12 protein-coding genes and 1 pseudogene are annotated in these 16,016 nt (G+C 62.3%); 7 read left to right on the forward strand and 6 right to left on the reverse strand.

Annotated features, from left to right (window positions below):
• The first annotated feature begins 248 nt into the window (after positions 1–248).
• The 3 genes and pseudogenes from hrpA (at position 249) to IDM28_RS06470 (ending at position 6,159) form a co-directional block, all read left to right on the forward strand.
• Positions 249–4,154, forward strand: coding sequence for an ATP-dependent RNA helicase HrpA (hrpA, locus tag IDM28_RS06460; RefSeq protein ID WP_188035581.1), 3,906 nt, complete (start codon positions 249–251; stop codon positions 4,152–4,154).
• A 228-nt stretch (positions 4,155–4,382) separates the two neighbouring features.
• The gene (locus tag IDM28_RS06465) at positions 4,383–5,504 is read left to right on the forward strand and encodes a beta-ketoacyl-ACP synthase III (protein WP_101317571.1); all 1,122 of its coding nucleotides are present in this window, start codon (positions 4,383–4,385) and stop codon (positions 5,502–5,504) included.
• Between the two features lie 200 nt (positions 5,505–5,704).
• Positions 5,705–6,159: pseudogene (locus tag IDM28_RS06470) on the forward strand (REP-associated tyrosine transposase).
• Positions 6,160–6,291: 132 nt separating this feature from the next.
• On the opposite strand, the gene IDM28_RS06475 reads toward IDM28_RS06470, so the two are convergent.
• A complete protein-coding gene (locus IDM28_RS06475; RefSeq protein ID WP_103436510.1) occupies positions 6,292–7,536 on the reverse strand; it encodes a putative porin in 1,245 nt (414 codons plus the stop codon).
• Between the two features lie 240 nt (positions 7,537–7,776).
• On the opposite strand from IDM28_RS06475, the gene IDM28_RS06480 reads away from it, so the two are divergent.
• The gene (locus IDM28_RS06480; RefSeq protein WP_150571511.1) at positions 7,777–8,904 is read left to right on the forward strand and encodes a GNAT family N-acetyltransferase; all 1,128 of its coding nucleotides are present in this window, start codon (positions 7,777–7,779) and stop codon (positions 8,902–8,904) included.
• A gap of 51 nt (positions 8,905–8,955) precedes the next feature.
• On the opposite strand, the gene IDM28_RS06485 is transcribed toward IDM28_RS06480, so the two are convergent.
• The 4 genes from IDM28_RS06485 to IDM28_RS06500 all read right to left on the reverse strand — a co-directional run bounded on the left by IDM28_RS06485 (position 8,956) and on the right by IDM28_RS06500 (position 13,151).
• The gene (locus tag IDM28_RS06485; protein ID WP_150571519.1) at positions 8,956–10,788 is read right to left on the reverse strand and encodes an ABC transporter ATP-binding protein; all 1,833 of its coding nucleotides are present in this window, start codon (positions 10,786–10,788) and stop codon (positions 8,956–8,958) included.
• Between the two features lie 62 nt (positions 10,789–10,850).
• Positions 10,851–11,408 carry a peptidylprolyl isomerase gene (locus tag IDM28_RS06490; RefSeq protein ID WP_101317577.1) on the reverse strand — a complete coding sequence of 186 codons (558 nt, stop codon included), beginning with the start codon at positions 11,406–11,408 and terminating at the stop codon, positions 10,851–10,853.
• Positions 11,402–12,214: an alpha/beta fold hydrolase gene (locus IDM28_RS06495; protein ID WP_150571512.1), complete on the reverse strand. Its 813-nt coding sequence runs from the start codon at positions 12,212–12,214 to the stop codon at positions 11,402–11,404. Before IDM28_RS06495 ends, IDM28_RS06490 begins: the two co-directional genes overlap by 7 nt.
• Before the next feature lie 13 nt (positions 12,215–12,227).
• Complete coding sequence (locus IDM28_RS06500; protein WP_103436513.1) at positions 12,228–13,151, reverse strand: LysR family transcriptional regulator; 924 nt, start codon at positions 13,149–13,151, stop codon at positions 12,228–12,230.
• A 48-nt stretch (positions 13,152–13,199) separates the two neighbouring features.
• Here IDM28_RS06500 and IDM28_RS06505 point away from each other — a divergent pair, with 48 nt between their 5' ends.
• The 3 genes from IDM28_RS06505 (at position 13,200) to IDM28_RS06515 (ending at position 15,196) form a co-directional block, all read left to right on the forward strand.
• Complete coding sequence (locus IDM28_RS06505; RefSeq protein ID WP_188035582.1) at positions 13,200–13,514, forward strand: 3-phosphoglycerate kinase; 315 nt, start codon at positions 13,200–13,202, stop codon at positions 13,512–13,514.
• Positions 13,515–13,623: 109 nt separating this feature from the next.
• Entirely contained in the window at positions 13,624–14,223 is a 600-nt protein-coding gene (locus tag IDM28_RS06510; RefSeq protein ID WP_101317585.1) for an FMN-dependent NADH-azoreductase, read from the forward strand.
• A gap of 91 nt (positions 14,224–14,314) precedes the next feature.
• Positions 14,315–15,196, forward strand: a complete 882-nt coding sequence (locus tag IDM28_RS06515) for a carboxylate/amino acid/amine transporter (RefSeq protein ID WP_188035583.1) — start codon at positions 14,315–14,317, stop codon at positions 15,194–15,196.
• Here IDM28_RS06515 and IDM28_RS06520 read toward each other — a convergent pair.
• Entirely contained in the window at positions 15,186–15,980 is a 795-nt protein-coding gene (locus IDM28_RS06520) for an SDR family NAD(P)-dependent oxidoreductase (RefSeq protein ID WP_188035584.1), read from the reverse strand. The genes IDM28_RS06515 and IDM28_RS06520 overlap by 11 nt on opposite strands.
• Between the last annotated feature and the right edge of the window lie 36 nt (positions 15,981–16,016).

Below are 16,016 nucleotides of genomic sequence, written 5' to 3' on the forward strand. Positions count from 1 at the left end.
CGGCGGGCGTGCGGTGCGGGTGGGGACGCTCATGGGTTGATACTCCCATGGGCTGTAAGGTTGATTAAATCAGCGAATGGCTACCTTAAGTTAGCTGCTGGCTAAACATTCGCGCCAGCCATGCTCGCTGAAGTTCACGCAACCCGCGCCCGGCGCTGAAAGCAAAGATTCGGCAAATCTGCGACAATCGCCCCTCTTCGAATGCCAATCATGTACCAGCAGGCTCACCTGCATCATTAAAAAGCCCCATGACTGATAACGCCATCGACCAGCTGCTGAACAATCTCGACCACGCCATGATCGCCGACCGTCATCGTCTGCGTCGGCAACTGCACGAGCTGCGCAAGCGCCCGGACGAGGCCAAGCTGGCCTTGTGGGCAGACAAGGTGCAAGCCTCGTTCGACAAAGTCAGCGCGCGCCAGGCGAGTGTGCCGAGTATCCGCTACGACGACAGCCTGCCGATTGCGGCCAAGCGTGACGAGATCAAAAAAGCCCTGAGCGAACATCAGGTGCTGATCATCGCCGGCGAAACCGGCTCTGGCAAAACCACCCAGCTGCCGAAAATCTGCCTGGAACTGGGCCGCGGCAGCCACGGCCAGATCGCCCACACTCAGCCGCGGCGGATCGCTGCACGCAGCGTGGCCGCGCGGGTGGCCGAAGAGCTCGGCACGCCGCTGGGAGCATTGGTTGGCTATCAGGTGCGCTTTGAAGATCAGAGCGATGCCAACACCTTGGTCAAGCTGATGACCGACGGCATCTTGCTGGCTGAAACCCAGCATGACCGCTTTCTTGAGCGCTACGACACGATCATCGTCGACGAAGCCCACGAACGCAGCCTGAACATCGACTTCCTGCTCGGCTACCTGAAGACCTTGCTGCACCGTCGGCCCGAGCTGAAGCTGATCATCACCTCGGCGACCATCGACCTGGAGCGCTTCTCCAAGCATTTCGACGATGCGCCGATCATCGAGGTGTCTGGCCGGACCTATCCGGTCGACACCTGGTACCGGCCGCTGACCAGCGAGCATGACGAGGAAGGCAACCAGGTCGAAGAAGACCTCAGCGTCGATCAGGCGATTCTGGCCACCCTCGACGAGATCGCTGCGCACGAGCGCAGTGCCGGCAAGGGGCCGGGAGACGTGCTGGTGTTTCTGCCGGGCGAGCGGGAGATCCGCGATGCCGCCGAAATGCTGCGCAAGGCGCAATTGCGCCACACCGAAATCCTGCCGCTGTATGCCCGGCTGTCGCCGGCTGAGCAGCAGAAGATCTTCCAGTCGCACCCGGGCCGTCGCGTGGTACTGGCGACCAACGTCGCCGAGACCTCGCTGACCGTGCCGGGCATCCGCTACGTGATCGACAGCGGCACCGCGCGCATCAGCCGCTACAGCTACCGGGCCAAGGTCCAGCGCCTGCCGATCGAGGCGGTGTCGCAGGCCAGTGCCAACCAGCGCAAGGGCCGCTGCGGCCGGGTCGAGCCGGGCATCTGCATTCGCTTGTACAGCGAAGATGACTTCAATGGCCGGCCGGCGTTTACCGACCCGGAGATCCTGCGTACCAACCTCGCCGCAGTGATCCTGCAGATGTTGCATCTGCGCCTGGGCGATATCGATGCCTTCCCGTTCATCGAACCACCGGATGGCAAGGCCATCAGCGACGGCTTCAACCTCTTGCAAGAGCTGTCGGCGGTCAACCGCGAGAACCAGCTGACTCCGCTCGGACGGCAGCTGGCACGCCTGCCGATCGACCCACGGCTGGGGCGCATGTTGCTTGAAGGCGCGCGCCTGGGCAGCCTGCAGGAAGTACTGATCGTCACCAGTGCGCTGTCGGTGCAGGACCCGCGTGAACGTCCACCCGAGCGTCAGCAGGCGGCCGATCAGGCCCATGCGCAATGGAAGGACGTCGACTCCGACTTCGCCGGGCTGGTGAATTTGTGGCGCGGTTTCGAAGAGCAGCGCCTGGCCCTGACCGCCAACCCGCTGCGCAACTGGTGCCGCAAGAACTTCCTCAACTACCTGCGCCTGCGCGAGTGGCGTGATGCTCATCGGCAACTGGCGTTGATCTGCCGTGACCTGCAACTGACCGTGAACAAAGAGCCGGTCGATTATCAGCGCATGCACAAGGCAATCCTCAGTGGCCTGCTCAGCCAGATCGGGCAGAAGACCGAAGAGGGCGATTACCTCGGTGCGCGGCAGCGGCGCTTCTGGATTCATCCATCGTCCGGCATCGGTCGCAAGCGCCCGCAGTGGGTGATGGCCGCCGAGCTGGTCGAAACCACCAAGCTGTATGCGCGCATGGTCGCCAAGATCGAACCGGACTGGATCGAGCCGTTGGCCGGCCACCTGATCAAGAAGAACCACTTCGAGCCGCACTGGGAGAAGAAGCGTGGCCAGGTGGTCGCCTTCGAGCAGATCACCCTCTATGGGCTGATTCTGGTCGGTCGCCGCCCGGTGCATTACGGCCCGATCGATCCGGTGGTTTCGCGTGAGCTGTTTATCCGCGAAGGACTGGTTGGCGGCGAAATCCAGTCGCGGGCCAAATGCCTGACGGCCAACAAGCGCCTGCTTGAGCAGCTCGACGAACTCGAGGCCAAGGCCCGCCGCCGGGATATTCTAGCCGATGAAGAAACCCTCTACGGTTTCTACGAAGCACGCCTGCCGGCAGAGATTCACCAGACCGCGACCTTCGATGCCTGGTACCGCATGACCAGCCAGAAGGACGCCAACCTGCTGATCATGCGCGAAGAGGATGTGCTCGCTCGCGAGGCTAGCGAAGTCACTGCCGCGCAGTATCCGGACACCTTGAAGATCGGTGATCTGAGCCTGTCGCTGAGCTATCACTTCGAGCCCAATCATCCGCGCGACGGCGTCACCGTGCGGGTGCCGGCGCCGCTGTTGCCGAGCCTGCCGGGCGAGCGTCTGGAGTGGCTGGTGCCGGGCCTGCTCGAAGCCAAGTGCATTGCACTGGTGCGCAGCCTGCCCAAGGCGCTGCGCAAGAACTTCGTGCCGGTGCCGGACTTCGTCAAAGCGGCGCTTTCGCGCATGACCTTCGGCCAGGGCAGCCTGCCTCAGGCCCTTGGCCAGGAGTTGCTGCGCATGACCGGTGCGCGCGTCTCGGACGAAGCCTGGGCCGAAGCCGTCGAGCTGGTCGAGAGCCATCTGCGGATGAACATCGAAGTGGTCGACGGCGAGGGCAAGTTCCTCGGCGAGGGCCGTGATCTGGCCGAACTGACTGCACGCTTTGTTGCCGCCAGCCAGGCGGCGTTGGCCATGCCGCGTACCGAAAAATCCGACCAGCCGGTACAGGCCAAGGCCTTTACCCCGGTAGCCGAGACCGCCCAGCAGAAGATCGCCGGGTTGTCGATGACGGTGTATCCGGCGCTGGTCGAGGACAAGGGCGCGGTCCGTGAAGGGCGTTTTTCGACCCATGCCGAGGCCGAGTTCCAGCACCGCCGGGCGTTGCAGCGGTTGCTCCTGCAGCAGTTGGCAGAGCCGGCCAAGTTCCTGCGCAGCAAGTTGCCGGGGCTGACCGAGCTGGGCTTGCTGTACCGCGACATGGGCCGGGTCGAGGGACTGGTCGAGGATATTCTCCTGGCCAGCCTCGACAGCTGCATCCTCGACGGCGAGGCGCAGTTGCCACGCGATGGCGCCGGACTGGCGTCGCTGGCCGAGCGCAAGCGTGGCAGCTGGGCGGAGCATGCCGAGCGGCTGGCGCGCCTGAGCCTGGAGATTCTCAAGCTGTGGCATGGCCTGCAAAAGCGCTTCAAGGGCAAGATCGACCTGAGTCAGGCGGTGTCGCTGAACGACATCAAGCAGCAGTTGGCCAACCTGGTCTATCCAGGGTTTATTCGAGAGACACCGGCGCAGTGGCTCAAAGAGCTGCCGCGTTACCTGAAGGCGATCGAGCTGCGCCTGGAAAAGCTGGGCAGCCAGGTGCAGAAGGACCGGGTCTGGAGTGGCGAACTGGCCAACCTCTGGGCGCAGTACAAAACCCGCGCCGACAAGCACGCCCAGGAAGGCAAGCGCGATGAGCAGTTGGTGCTGTATCGCTGGTTGCTGGAAGAGTACCGGGTGTCGTTATTCGCCCAGCAGTTGGGGACCAAGGTTGCGGTTTCGGACAAGCGCCTGAGCAAGCAGTGGAGCCAGGTAGAAGGCTAAATTGCTGAAGTTGTGGCAAACTCGCTGCAGGTTTCAGCGAGACCTGGCCAGGCCGGCATGGGCAGCAATACGCCGATGCAGGTGTGGCCAGGCGCAACGTTCGAAGGCACAGCCTTCGGCCGTTTCAAGGCAGACAATTACAGGTTCAACTTGGTACCAAGGTGCCATTAGCCAAACCCTATTTCGGCCAACGCCCCAGCGTGATGGCCTTCGACCAGAGGAACGATCGTGCATAACGTCGTGATCAGCGGCACCGGCCTGTTTACTCCGGCCCAGAGCATTTCCAATGAAGAACTGGTGGAGTCGTTCAACACCTGGGTGCAGCAATTCAATGCCGACAACGCCGACGCCATCGAGCGTGGCGAGGTCGAGGCTCAGGCCGAATCCAATGCGGCCTTTATCGAAAAGGCTTCGGGCATCAAGAGCCGCTTCGTCATGGACAAGGCCGGCATCCTCGACCCGCAGCGGATGAAGCCGTTGCTGCCTGAGCGCAGCAACGAAGAACAGTCGATCCTCTGCGAGATGGCCGTGAGCGCGGCGCTGATGGCATTGCAACGCGCTGGCCGCACTGCGGCCGATGTCGATGGCGTGATCGTCGCCTGCTCCAACCTGCAGCGGCCATACCCGGCCATCGCCATCGAAGTGCAAGCTGCGTTGGGCATCCAGGGCTTTGCCTTCGACATGAACGTGGCCTGCTCCTCGGCGACTTTCGGCATCCAGACTGCCGCCAACAGCGTGCAGCTGGGGCAGGCGCGGGCGGTGCTGATGGTGAACCCTGAGGTGTGCACCGCGCACCTGAACTTCCGTGATCGCGACAGCCATTTCATCTTTGGTGACGGCGCTACGGCTGTGCTGATCGAGCGTGCCGACCTGGCGACCTCGGCGCATCAGTTCGAGATCGTCAGCAGCAAGTTGCTGACCCAGTTCTCCAACAACATCCGCAACAACTTTGGCTTCCTCAACCGCACTGCCGAAGACGGTGAGGGTGCTGCCGACAAGCTGTTCGTGCAGGAAGGCCGCAAGGTGTTCCGCGAAGTGTGCCCGATGGTGGCCGAGCTGATTGCTCAGCATTTGGCCGAGAACGATCTGCAGGCCAGTGACGTGCGCAGGTTCTGGCTGCATCAGGCCAACCTGAGCATGAACCATCTGATCGTGAAGAAGCTGGTCGGCCACGAGGTGGCTGAAGAGGATGCGCCGGTGATTCTTGATCGGTATGCCAATACCAGCTCGGCGGGCTCGGTGATTGCCCTGCATTTGTATCAGGATGATCTGCCCAAGGGCGCGTTGGGCGTACTGAGTTCGTTTGGGGCGGGGTATTCGATTGGCAGCGTGATCCTGCGCAAGCTGTGATCTAACAGCGAGGCTGCTTTGCAGCCCTTTCGCGCCACAAGAGACCGCGCTAGCCAGTCATGCGCGGTCCTCTGTAGGAGCGGCCTTGTGTCGCGAAATGAGGGCGCAGCCCTCACTGGCGTAACATCCGGACACCCTAATCACACATCCCTCAGCGCCACCGCGACTACCGTATCCGAACCCCACAAAAGGAGCAGGACATGGAAAGTCCCCACGCCCACAGCTTACGCCGTGGCCGAATATCCGAGCCCGGACGCTCATATTTGCTCACCACCGTCACCCGAAATCGCCAGCCGCTTTTCACTGATCTCATCTACGCCAGAACGGCCATCCAGCAACTACGCAAAATCCAGGACGAGGGTGTCTGCCGCTCACTGGCCTGGGTACTGATGCCCGGCCATTTGCACTGGCTGGTAGAGCTTGGAGCGGGAACCCTCGCCAACCTGATGTGCAGCTTCAAATCCCGCAGCAGCGTTGCTCTGTACCGTACGGGAGCCATTGGACAGCATATCTGGCGCAAGGATTTCATGATCGGGCATTACGCCTGGATGAGGATATCAAAGCTGTCGCGCTGTACATCATTCGCAACCCAATACGCGCGGGGATCGTGCGCAGAGTTGGTGAGTATTCGCATTGGGATTGTGTTTGGCTGTAGCGGCCCCGGTGAGGGCTGCGCCCTCATTTCGCGACGCAAGGCCGCTCCTACAAGAGACCGCGGTGTAGGAGCGGCCTTGCCGGGGCGCCGGACCGGTCGGAAAGGGCCGCAAAGCGGCCCCAGATTACTCGGTTAGAACTTGGCTTCCAGATCCACCTGCAGGGTGTCGACATCGGCATTGCTGTTCGGCAGCTGCGACAGGTCGGTCTTGGCCATCAGGTAAGCAGCGCCCACCGAGAAGTTCTTGTCGATTTCGTAACCGACCTTGAACTTGTGCCCACGCGAACCGGTGTAACCGTTGCCGAAGTCAGAGTCGGTAAACAGGCTGACCACAGCGTTGCGTTGCACGTCGCGGTAGTTGTAATCCAGGCTCCAGGCGCCCAGCTTGGTCTTCAGACCCGCCAGCCAGGCCTGATCTTCGCCATCGGTGCTGTCGGTGTTCTTCACGTACTGACCATAGGCCGAGAGTGGCAGCGCGAGGCCGGTCAGGTCGATCTGGCCAAAGCCTTCAACGAGGTTGAACTCGTTGGTGGTGTTGCCGAACGAGCGCAGGATGGTCGCTTCCTTGTCGTTGTCGTAACCGTAGATGCTGGCGCCAACGGTGACCTTGAGCGTGTCTGCCGGAGCGAAGCGTGCACCCAACTGGCCGTGGTAGACCTGCGCATCATGCTTGTACTGCACACCGTCGCCGTCGACGTTGTCCTTGAGGGTGTACTGACCGGCACTGGCAAACACCTCGGCGCCGCCCAGGTCGGTCTTGTAGGTAGCCGCCACGCCTTCCGGGTTGATGTCGCTGTCCCAGATGATGTCGCCCATGCTCACCCACGGCTGAGCCATCTTGCCGCCGATCAAATGCAGGCCGGGCAGGGCAGTCGGGTGCCAGTCGAGGTAAGCCAGGTCGACCCACAGCGACTTCTTGTCGAAGTAGTTATCCAGGCTCTGGTTGGTCGAACGGCGGTCGGCGCTGCTGCCGGTGGCGATACGCACGCCTGCATCGACCTGTGGGTTGATCTCGCTGTAGAAGCCGACGCGAGCACGCACGCGCTGACGGTCCTGGTTGCCGCTGGAGGCGTTCGGGTCGTCGACGTTGACGTCTTCGTAACGCAGGCGCACATCACCTTTGATCTGGGTCTTGGCCGCCCAGGCGACTTTCTGTTCGAAGGAGCTCATGCGTTCGGCCTGGGCTTTCTGCGTGGCTTTTTCCTTGGTTTCCTGAGACAGGTCGGCCTGCAGCTCGTTGTACTGTGCCTGGTTGATCGAACCATTGGCGCGGAGCATCTCGAGCAGCTTGGCGTCGACTGCAGCACTGGCTGGAGTACTCAGAGCCAGCATCAGACCGGTCAGGCTCACTCCAGTTAGTGTAGAAACAAGACGCATAAAGTTCTCCCGTGTTGAGCAATATGGGGAGGCTTGGACGCCCACCCCCGAGTTGGCAATTCTGCGCAAAGCGCCTGAATAGACAGGTCGCCGCGGTTTCGAAAACAGGCGCAAGTATTGCGGGGGGCAATGACAGAATAATGTCTATTTAGTGGCACTGCGGTTAAACAGTCCGCCTGGATTTGTCAGTGGCGCCATCCTTGCCGGATACTGGCGGCCACCTCGACGAGCGCTTATATCGTGATCAGCTTGTACAGCCTTGCCCACATCCGCGACCTGCCAGCCGCTAGCTGGGATGCACTGGTGCCCGCTGGCCAGCCGTTTTTGCGGCATGCCTTTCTCAGTGCCATGGAAGACAGCGGCAGTGTGGTACGGGCCACCGGCTGGGCCGCCGAGCACTTGGTGCTGGAGCGCGACGGCGAGGTGCGCGCGCTGTTGCCGGCCTATCGCAAGTGGCATTCGTTTGGCGAGTATGTGTTCGACCATGGCTGGGCGGATGCCTGTGCCCGGGCCGGTATCGCCTACTACCCCAAACTGCTCGGCGCGGTGCCGTTCAGCCCGGTCAGTGGCCCACGCGTGCTGATGCAGGATTCAGCCGACGGCTTGCTGTTGTTGCAGGCCTTGCCTGAGTACCTGAACAAGGGCGGCCTGTCCGGCGCGCATATCAACTTCACCGACACCGCGCTGGACCAGACCATCGCCGGCTTGCCGGGATGGCTGGAGCGCCTCGGTTGTCAGTTTCACTGGCGCAACCGCGGCTATCGAGATTTCCAGGACTTTCTCGACACGCTCAGCTCGCGCAAGCGCAAGCAGATGCGCAAGGAGCGTGAGCAGGTGGTTGGCCACGGTATCGACTTCCAGTGGTACCGCGGTGATCAGCTAAGCGAGCTGCAGTGGGACTTTGTCTACCTGTGCTACGCCAACACCTACACCATCCGCGGGCGTGCGCCGTATCTGACCCGTGAGTTCTTCAGCCTGCTGGCCGAGCGCATGCCCGAGGCCATCCGCGTGGTGATCGCGCGTCAGGCCGGCCGCGATGTGGCCATGGCCTTGAGCCTGGTCGGCGGCGACAGCCTGTTCGGGCGGTACTGGGGCTGCCTGGATGAGTTCGACCGGCTGCACTTCGAGACCTGTTTTTATCAGGGCATGGACTTCGCTATCGCTGAAGGGCTGCAACGTTTTGATGCTGGCGCGCAGGGCGAGCACAAGCTGATTCGCGGCTTTGAGCCAGTCATCACTCGCTCGTGGCATTACCTGCTGCATCCAGGCTTGCGGGAGGCGGTCGCGGAGTTTTTGCAGCAGGAGGGGGAGGGCGTCAGAGCTTACGCCGAAGAGGCGCGGGGCATGCTGCCTTATCGTCAGGAGTAAGGGTCAGCAAGGTGTACGCCGAGCCTGTGCAGGCCCGGCGCGACAAGGCTGTCAGTCGACCCCGACGAAACCGCCCGTCTGGTGGTGCCACAAGCGTGCATACAAGCCCTGATGGGCGAGCAGTTCGGCGTGGGTGCCGGTCTCGACCACATGGCCCTGGTCAAGTACGACCAGTCGATCCATGCGCGCGATGGTCGACAGTCGGTGGGCAATGGCGATCACCGTCTTGCCCTGCATCAGCGTCTCCAGGCTCTCCTGAATAGCCGCTTCCACCTCTGAGTCGAGTGCCGAGGTGGCTTCGTCCATGATCAGGATCGGCGCGTTCTTCAGCAGTACTCGGGCAATCGCGATGCGCTGGCGCTGGCCACCCGAGAGCTTGACCCCGCGCTCGCCCACATGCGCATCGAAGCCAGTGCGGCCCTGCGAGTCGGACAACTGGCCGATGAAGTCATCGGCCCTGGCCCCGCGCACAGCGGCCCAGACTTCCTCGTCGGTCGCGTCGGGCCTGCCGTACAGCAGGTTGTCGCGGATCGAGCGGTGCAGCAAGGAGGTGTCCTGGGTGATCATGCCGATCTGTGCGCGCAGGCTGGCCTGGTTGACCTCGGCGATGTTCTGCCCGTCGATCAGGATGCGCCCGCTTTCAACGTCGTACAGACGTAGCAGCAGGTTGACCAGAGTCGACTTGCCGGCGCCGGACGGGCCGATCAGACCGATCTTCTCACCCGGACGAATATCCAGGTTCAGGCCATCGATGACCCTGCGACCCTTGCCATAGTTGAAGCCAACGTTGTCGAAGCGCACCGCGCCGCGCGTCACTTCAAGCGCTGGTGCCTGCGCCTGATCGGTGACCGTGACCGGCTGGGCAATGGTCTGCAGGCCGTCCTGGACCATGCCGATGTTCTCGAAGATGCCGTTGACCACCCACATGATCCAGCCCGACATGTTGACGATGCGGATCGCCAGGCCGGTCGCGAGTGCAATGGCACCCACGGTAATCAGCGAGTTGCTCCACAGCCACAGCGCCAGGCCGGTGGTGGTGACTACCAGCAAACCGTTGAGCGTGGTGATGACCACATCCATGCTGGTGATCACGCGCGAGGCCAGCTGGGTTTTCTCGGTCTGCTCGCTGATCGCTTCACGGGCGTACTGCTGCTCGTAGTCGGTATGGGCAAACAGCTTGAGGGTAGTGATGTTGGTGTAGCCGTCGACGATCCGCCCCATCAGCTTGGAGCGGGCATCCGAAGACACCACCGCTCGCGCCTTGACCCGTGGCACGAAGTAGCAAAGTGCGCCGATGTAGCAGGCGATCCACACCAGCAGCGGTACCATCAGGCGCCAGTCGGCTTCGGCGAACAGCACCAGCGCACTGATCGCGTAGATCAGCACGTGCCACAGCGCATCCACTGCCTGCACCGCCGAGTCGCGCAGCGAGTTGCCGGTCTGCATGATGCGCTGGGCGATGCGCCCGGCGAAGTCGTTCTGGAAGAAGTTCATGCTCTGCTTGAGCACGTAGTTGTGGTTTTGCCAGCGGATCATGCTGGTCATGCCCGGGCTGATGGTCTGGTGCACCAGCAGGTCATGCAGGCCGAAGAACAGCGGTCTGATCAGCAGCACCACCACCAGCATCCACAGCAGCTCGGCGCCGTGCAGGCTGAAGAAGTTCGGGTCCGGGGTGCCCTGGGCGAGGTCGATGATCCGGCTCAGGTAGCCGAACATCGCCACTTCGATCAGCGCTGCGACCAGGCCGACGATCAGCAGGGCAACGAAGCTCGGCCAGACCTGACGCAGGTAGTACAGGTAGAAGGCCCACACCGTAGTTGGTGGAGCCTCGCTCGGGGCGTCACGGAAGATATCGATGAGCTTTTCGAAACGGCGGTACAGCATGGGCATTGCAACTCCTGTTCTACCCGACCGCAGGCAGTATCACGTCCCTGTGAAACCAGCGGTCAGTCGATGCGTTTGGCGGACTTGATGAACACCGGGTCAGCCGGTACATCACGCATGCCTTTTTTCACGGTGGTCTGCGAATTGACGATCTGATCGACTACTTCCATACCCTTGGTGACCTTGCCGAACACTGCATAGCCAGCGTCACGGCCCGGGTCGAGGAAGGCGTTGTCATTCACGTTGATGAAGAACTGGCTGGTGGCCGAGTTAGGGTTGGACGTGCGCGCCATCGACAAAGTGCCGCGGGTGTTGCGCAGGCCATTGCTGGCTTCGTTCTTGATCGGGTCTTTGGTGTCTTTCTGCACCATCTGCTCGGTGAAGCCACCGCCCTGCACCATGAAGCCCGGAATGACCCGGTGGAAGATGGTGTTGTTGTAGAAGCCGCTGTCCACGTACTGCAGGAAGTTCTTGGTGCTGATCGGTGCTTTTTCGGCGTTCAGCTCGATTTCGACCGGACCGAAGCTGGTGTCGAGCAGCACGTGCGGGGTCTTGTCCGAGGCCAGGACGCTAGTGGCAAAAGCAACCGAACAGGCAGCGAGCAGAATTTTTTTCAGCATGGGCTCAAAGATCCTTGAGAGGTGGAAACGCTAGTGAGGAACTGCAGCAGGGTCTGGTTGAAGACCTCGGCTTGATCAAGCGGCGTAGCGTGCCGCGAATCTTCGATTACCGCCAGCCTGGCGTGCGGGATCCGTTCGACGTAACGCTGTTTTAGTTGTACCGGGGTGTAATCGTGGTCGGCGGCGATCACCAGTGTCGGACACTGGATCTGGCCGATGCGTTCCGCCACGCCCCAGTCGACGATGGCGTCGAAGCTCTTCAGGTAGGCGCGCTTGTCGTTGCGCGCCCAGCGCTGGATCATCTTCTCCCGCAGGTCAGCCTGCTCTGGTTTGGGGAACAGGCGCGCGGCCAGGCCCTTGCCCACCGTCTCGACACTCAGGGCGCGGGCCAGGGCCCAGCGCTTGGCCCACCAGACCCAATCGCTGCGGGTGCGCCGTTTGACCTCCGGGGCACTGTTGACGATGCACAGGCTGCGCAACCAGCGCGGGTGATCGACGGCGAACTGAAAGCCGATCATGCCCCCCATTGATAAGCCAACCAGGTGCACCGGGCCGGTCTGCAGGTGTTCGAGCAGGGCCAGCAGGTCTTCGCTGAAAGTTGCGATCTGGTAGCCGTCGGCGGGTTTATCCGAGCGGCCATGGCCGCGGCTGTCGAGCAGGATCACCCGGTAGTGCTGACTCAGCAGCGGCACCTGCAGCTCCCAGTCGAGGCTGCTCGAACCGAGGCCGTGCAGCAGCACCAGCGGTTCGCCCTGACCGTATTGCTGGTAGTGCAGGGTGCAGCCTTCATGTTCGAAATAGGCCATGGGCGCGGGCTTCTCAGGCTTGTGGAGGGGCGGCGAAAGGCACATCCAGCGGCGCGGTGTCGAAGCTGCGCAGCAGATCGATGAGGATCTGCGTGGCCGGGCCGAGGGCTTTCTCTTTGCTCGAGTAAAGGTAGAACAGTGGGTGGCGACTGCCACCTTGATCCAGTTGCAATGGCTTGAGCAGCCCCTCGCGCAGCTCGCGCTCGATCATGTGCCGCGGCAGCCAGGCAAAGCCCAGACCGCTGCCGACAAAGGTCGCGGCGGTGCCCAGGCTACCGACTGTCCAGCGCTGCTCGGCGCCGAGCCAGCCGACATCTTTCGGTTGAGCGCGGCCGGAGTCGCGGATCACCACCTGCAACTGGCTTTCCAGATCCTGGAAGGTGATCTCGCGGCCCAGTCGGTGCAGGCTGTGTTCCGGGTGGGCGACGGCGATGAACTCGACCGAACTCAGCTCGGTGCCCAGGTAACCGCCGATGCTGAAGCTGCTGATGGCAAGGTCGGCGATGCCTTCGTGGAGCACTTCTTCGACCCCGGACAACACCTCTTCGCGCAGGCGCACGCGGCAGCCGCGGCTTTGCGGCATGAACGCGCTCAGTGCGCGCACCAGGCGGGCGCTGGGGTACGCTGCATCGACTACCAGACGCACCTCGGCTTCCCAGCCTTGTTCCATATGATGGGCCAGGTCTTCCAGCTGACTGGCCTGCTTGACCAGGTGCCGCGAGCGCCGCAGCAGCACGTTGCCGGCTTCGGTCAGCACGGCCTTGCGCCCGTCGATGCGCAGCAGCGGCACGCCGAGTTGCTCCTGCATGCGCGCCACGGTATAGCTGACCGACGATTGCGAACGGTGCAGGGCGTCGGCTGCCTGGGCAAACCCGCCGTGGTCGACCACTGCCTGCAGGGTTCGCCACTGATCAAGGGTTACGCGCGGCGCTTTCATCTTCGGCTCCTGTTGTCCTAAGCTGCGCTCTTTCAAGGAGAGCGCCCTGTGAAGAAATATTGTCTGGCTGTCTTGCTGTGCCTGCCATTGAGCGCAATGGCTTACCCGATCGATGTGGCCAAGGACATCAGCGGGGTGAAGATCGACTACACCGCCTATGACACTGATCAGGACATCGGCAGCATTACCGTGAACAACTACGGCGAAGTGGCCGCGGCGTGCAAGGTCAGCTTTCGCAACGGCCCGGAAGCGCCTCGCGTGCGGCGCGTCGTGGTGCCGGCAAACAAAAGCGTGGACGTGACCGCGAAGTTCAACCGGCAGATCATCAAGCTGCGCATCGCGCTGAGCTGTCAGTCGCAATAAAACGGATAAATCGATAGATTGGCTCTACTTTTTACGCTTTTTTATCGATAGGTCAACCTCTAATCTCGCCTCCATTGAATCGCACCCCGTTTATGCCAATGGAGGCAGCATGTCCCACGTATTGATCATCGAAAGCAGCGCCCGCCAGCAAGATTCCGTGTCGCGCCAGCTGACCCGCGACTTCATCCAGCAGTGGCAAGCGGCGCATCCTGGCGACCAGATCAATCTGCGCGACGTTGCCGCCAACCCGCTGCCGCACCTTGACGCCGACCTGCTCGGCGGCTGGATGAAGCCTGCGGAGCAACGGTCCATGCCTGAGCAGGAGGCTTTCGAGCGCTCCAACCAGCTGACTGACGAACTGCTCGCCGCCGACGTGCTGGTGATGGCGGCGCCAATGTACAACTTCACCATTCCCAGCACCCTCAAGGCCTGGCTGGACCATGTGCTGCGCGCAGGTATCACTTTCAAGTACACCCCGACCGGACCGCAGGGCTTGCTGCAAGGCAAGCGCGCCATCGTTCTGACTGCCCGTGGCGGCATTCATGCCGGTGCCGGCAGCGATCATCAGGAACCGTACCTGCGTCAGGCCATGGCCTTCATTGGCATTCACGACGTGGAGTTCATCCACGCTGAAGGGCTGAACATGAGTGGTGATTTCCACGAGAAGGGCGTCAACCAGGCCAAGGCCAGGCTGGCCGCGCTGGCGTGAGCCACTGAGGCTTGATGTTGCCCGCTGCAGATCTGTTGCCCAGGGTGGCGCAACCGGCTAAGGTCGCCGCCTTGATTTGCGAGAGAGCACCATGGGCTACCTGATTATCGTCGCGCTGATCCAGGCGTTTTCCTTCAGCCTGATCGGCGAGTATCTGGCCGGCAACGTCGACAGCTACTTCGCCGTACTGGCGCGGGTGCTGTTGGCCGGGCTGGTGTTTCTGCCGCTGACCCGCTGGCGCCAGGTCGAACCGCGCTTTTTGCGCTCGATGCTGCTGATCGGTGCCCTTCAATACGGCGTCACCTACGTCTGCCTGTACCTGAGCTTCCGCGTGCTGACTGTGCCCGAGGTGCTGCTGTTCACCATCCTCACGCCGTTGCACGTGACCTTGATCGAAGACGCCCTGAACCGGCGCTTCAACCCTTGGGCGCTGGTGGCTGCACTGGTCGCAGTGGCGGGTGCGGCGGTGATCCGCATGGACAGCATCAGTGGCGAGTTCTTCATCGGCTTCCTGCTGCTGCAACTGGCCAACTTCACCTATGCCGCAGGTCAGGTGCTGTATCGCCACCTGATCGCCCGCAACCCTAGCGACTTACCTCACTACAGACGCTTCGGCTACTTCTACCTCGGCGCGCTGCTGGTGGTGCTGCCGGCGTTTCTGCTGTTCGGCAATGCCCAGCGCCTGCCGAGCACCGATGTGCAGTGGCTGGTGCTGTTGTTCCTGGGGCTGGTGCCGACGGCGCTGGGGCTGTACTGGTGGAACAAGGGCGCCTGCCTGGTTTCTGGCGCAACGCTTGCGGTGATGAACAACCTGCATGTGCCGGTGGGCTTGCTGCTCAACCTGCTGATCTGGAACCAGCACGAGCCGCTTGGGCGCTTGCTGATAGGTGGCTTGATGATTCTGGCCTCGGTCTGGCTCAGCCGGCTGGGCAGCAATCATGCTGCGCCAGCCGTTGGCGGGGTCAGGCGATAGCCTGACCTTGATAGCGCTCGGCGACGACGGACTGGCGAATCTCTGCCAGCAAGCCTTGCCGGGCAAGCTGCAGCGCATCCCAGCGTGCAGCGTCCTGCAGGGGCGGGATGGTCACCGGCTCGCGGCGGTCGAAGCCGACCAGGGCAGCGTCGACCAGGTCGCCCACGGCCATCACCTCAGTCAGGGTATTGATGTCGATACCGGCACGATCCCAGATTTCCGTGCGTGTCGCTGCAGGCAGAACCGCCTGGACATAGACGCCCTTGGGCGCCAGTTCAAGGCTCAGCCCCTGTGACAGGAACAACACGAACGCCTTGGTCGCGCCGTACACGCTCATGCCGAATTCCGGCGCCAGGCCCACCACAGAACCGATATTGATGATCGCGCCGCTGCCGGCCTGCGCCAGCCGTGGCGCGATGGCGCTGGCCAGTCGAACCAGGGCGCTGGTGTTCAACGCGACCAGGTTGGCCACGCTGTCCGTTGATTGCTCGATAAAGCTGCCGGATTGCGCGGCGCCGGCGTTGTTGACGAGCAGGGTGATGCTGCTGTCATCGCGCAAGCGGGCTTCGACGGTCGCCAGGTCGCTGCTTTGCGTCAAGTCAGCCTGAATCACGTCGATGGCCACGGCATATTGCTGGCTCAGCGTTGCGGCGAGGGCATCCAGGCGGGTCTTGTCACGGGCTACCAACACCAGATCATGGCCGCGCTGGGCGAAGCGCTCGGCGTAGGTTGCGCCGATGCCAGAAGAAGCGCCGGTGATCAGTACGGTTTCAGCATTGTTCATGGACGAGTACTCAAGGTGAGTGGCTGTTGGGACAGT

The sequence above is a fragment of the Pseudomonas sp. EZ-C24 genome, from assembly GCF_014525325.1.
Classification (GTDB): domain Bacteria; phylum Pseudomonadota; class Gammaproteobacteria; order Pseudomonadales; family Pseudomonadaceae; genus Aquipseudomonas; species Aquipseudomonas shirazensis.

What these genes read in the sequence shown, in the direction of transcription:
- IDM28_RS06515 (WP_188035583.1), top strand. Translation starts at nt 14,315, where the DNA reads ATGGGCTACCTGATTATCGTCGCGCTGATCCAGGCGTTTTCCTTCAGC.
- hrpA (WP_188035581.1), top strand. Translation starts at nt 249, where the DNA reads ATGACTGATAACGCCATCGACCAGCTGCTGAACAATCTCGACCACGCC.
- IDM28_RS06485 (WP_150571519.1), bottom strand. Translation starts at nt 10,788, where the DNA reads ATGCTGTACCGCCGTTTCGAAAAGCTCATCGATATCTTCCGTGACGCC.
- IDM28_RS06475 (WP_103436510.1), bottom strand. Translation starts at nt 7,536, where the DNA reads ATGCGTCTTGTTTCTACACTAACTGGAGTGAGCCTGACCGGTCTGATG.
- IDM28_RS06495 (WP_150571512.1), bottom strand. Translation starts at nt 12,214, where the DNA reads ATGGCCTATTTCGAACATGAAGGCTGCACCCTGCACTACCAGCAATAC.
- IDM28_RS06490 (WP_101317577.1), bottom strand. Translation starts at nt 11,408, where the DNA reads ATGCTGAAAAAAATTCTGCTCGCTGCCTGTTCGGTTGCTTTTGCCACT.
- IDM28_RS06520 (WP_188035584.1), bottom strand. Translation starts at nt 15,980, where the DNA reads ATGAACAATGCTGAAACCGTACTGATCACCGGCGCTTCTTCTGGCATC.
- IDM28_RS06510 (WP_101317585.1), top strand. Translation starts at nt 13,624, where the DNA reads ATGTCCCACGTATTGATCATCGAAAGCAGCGCCCGCCAGCAAGATTCC.
- IDM28_RS06500 (WP_103436513.1), bottom strand. Translation starts at nt 13,151, where the DNA reads ATGAAAGCGCCGCGCGTAACCCTTGATCAGTGGCGAACCCTGCAGGCA.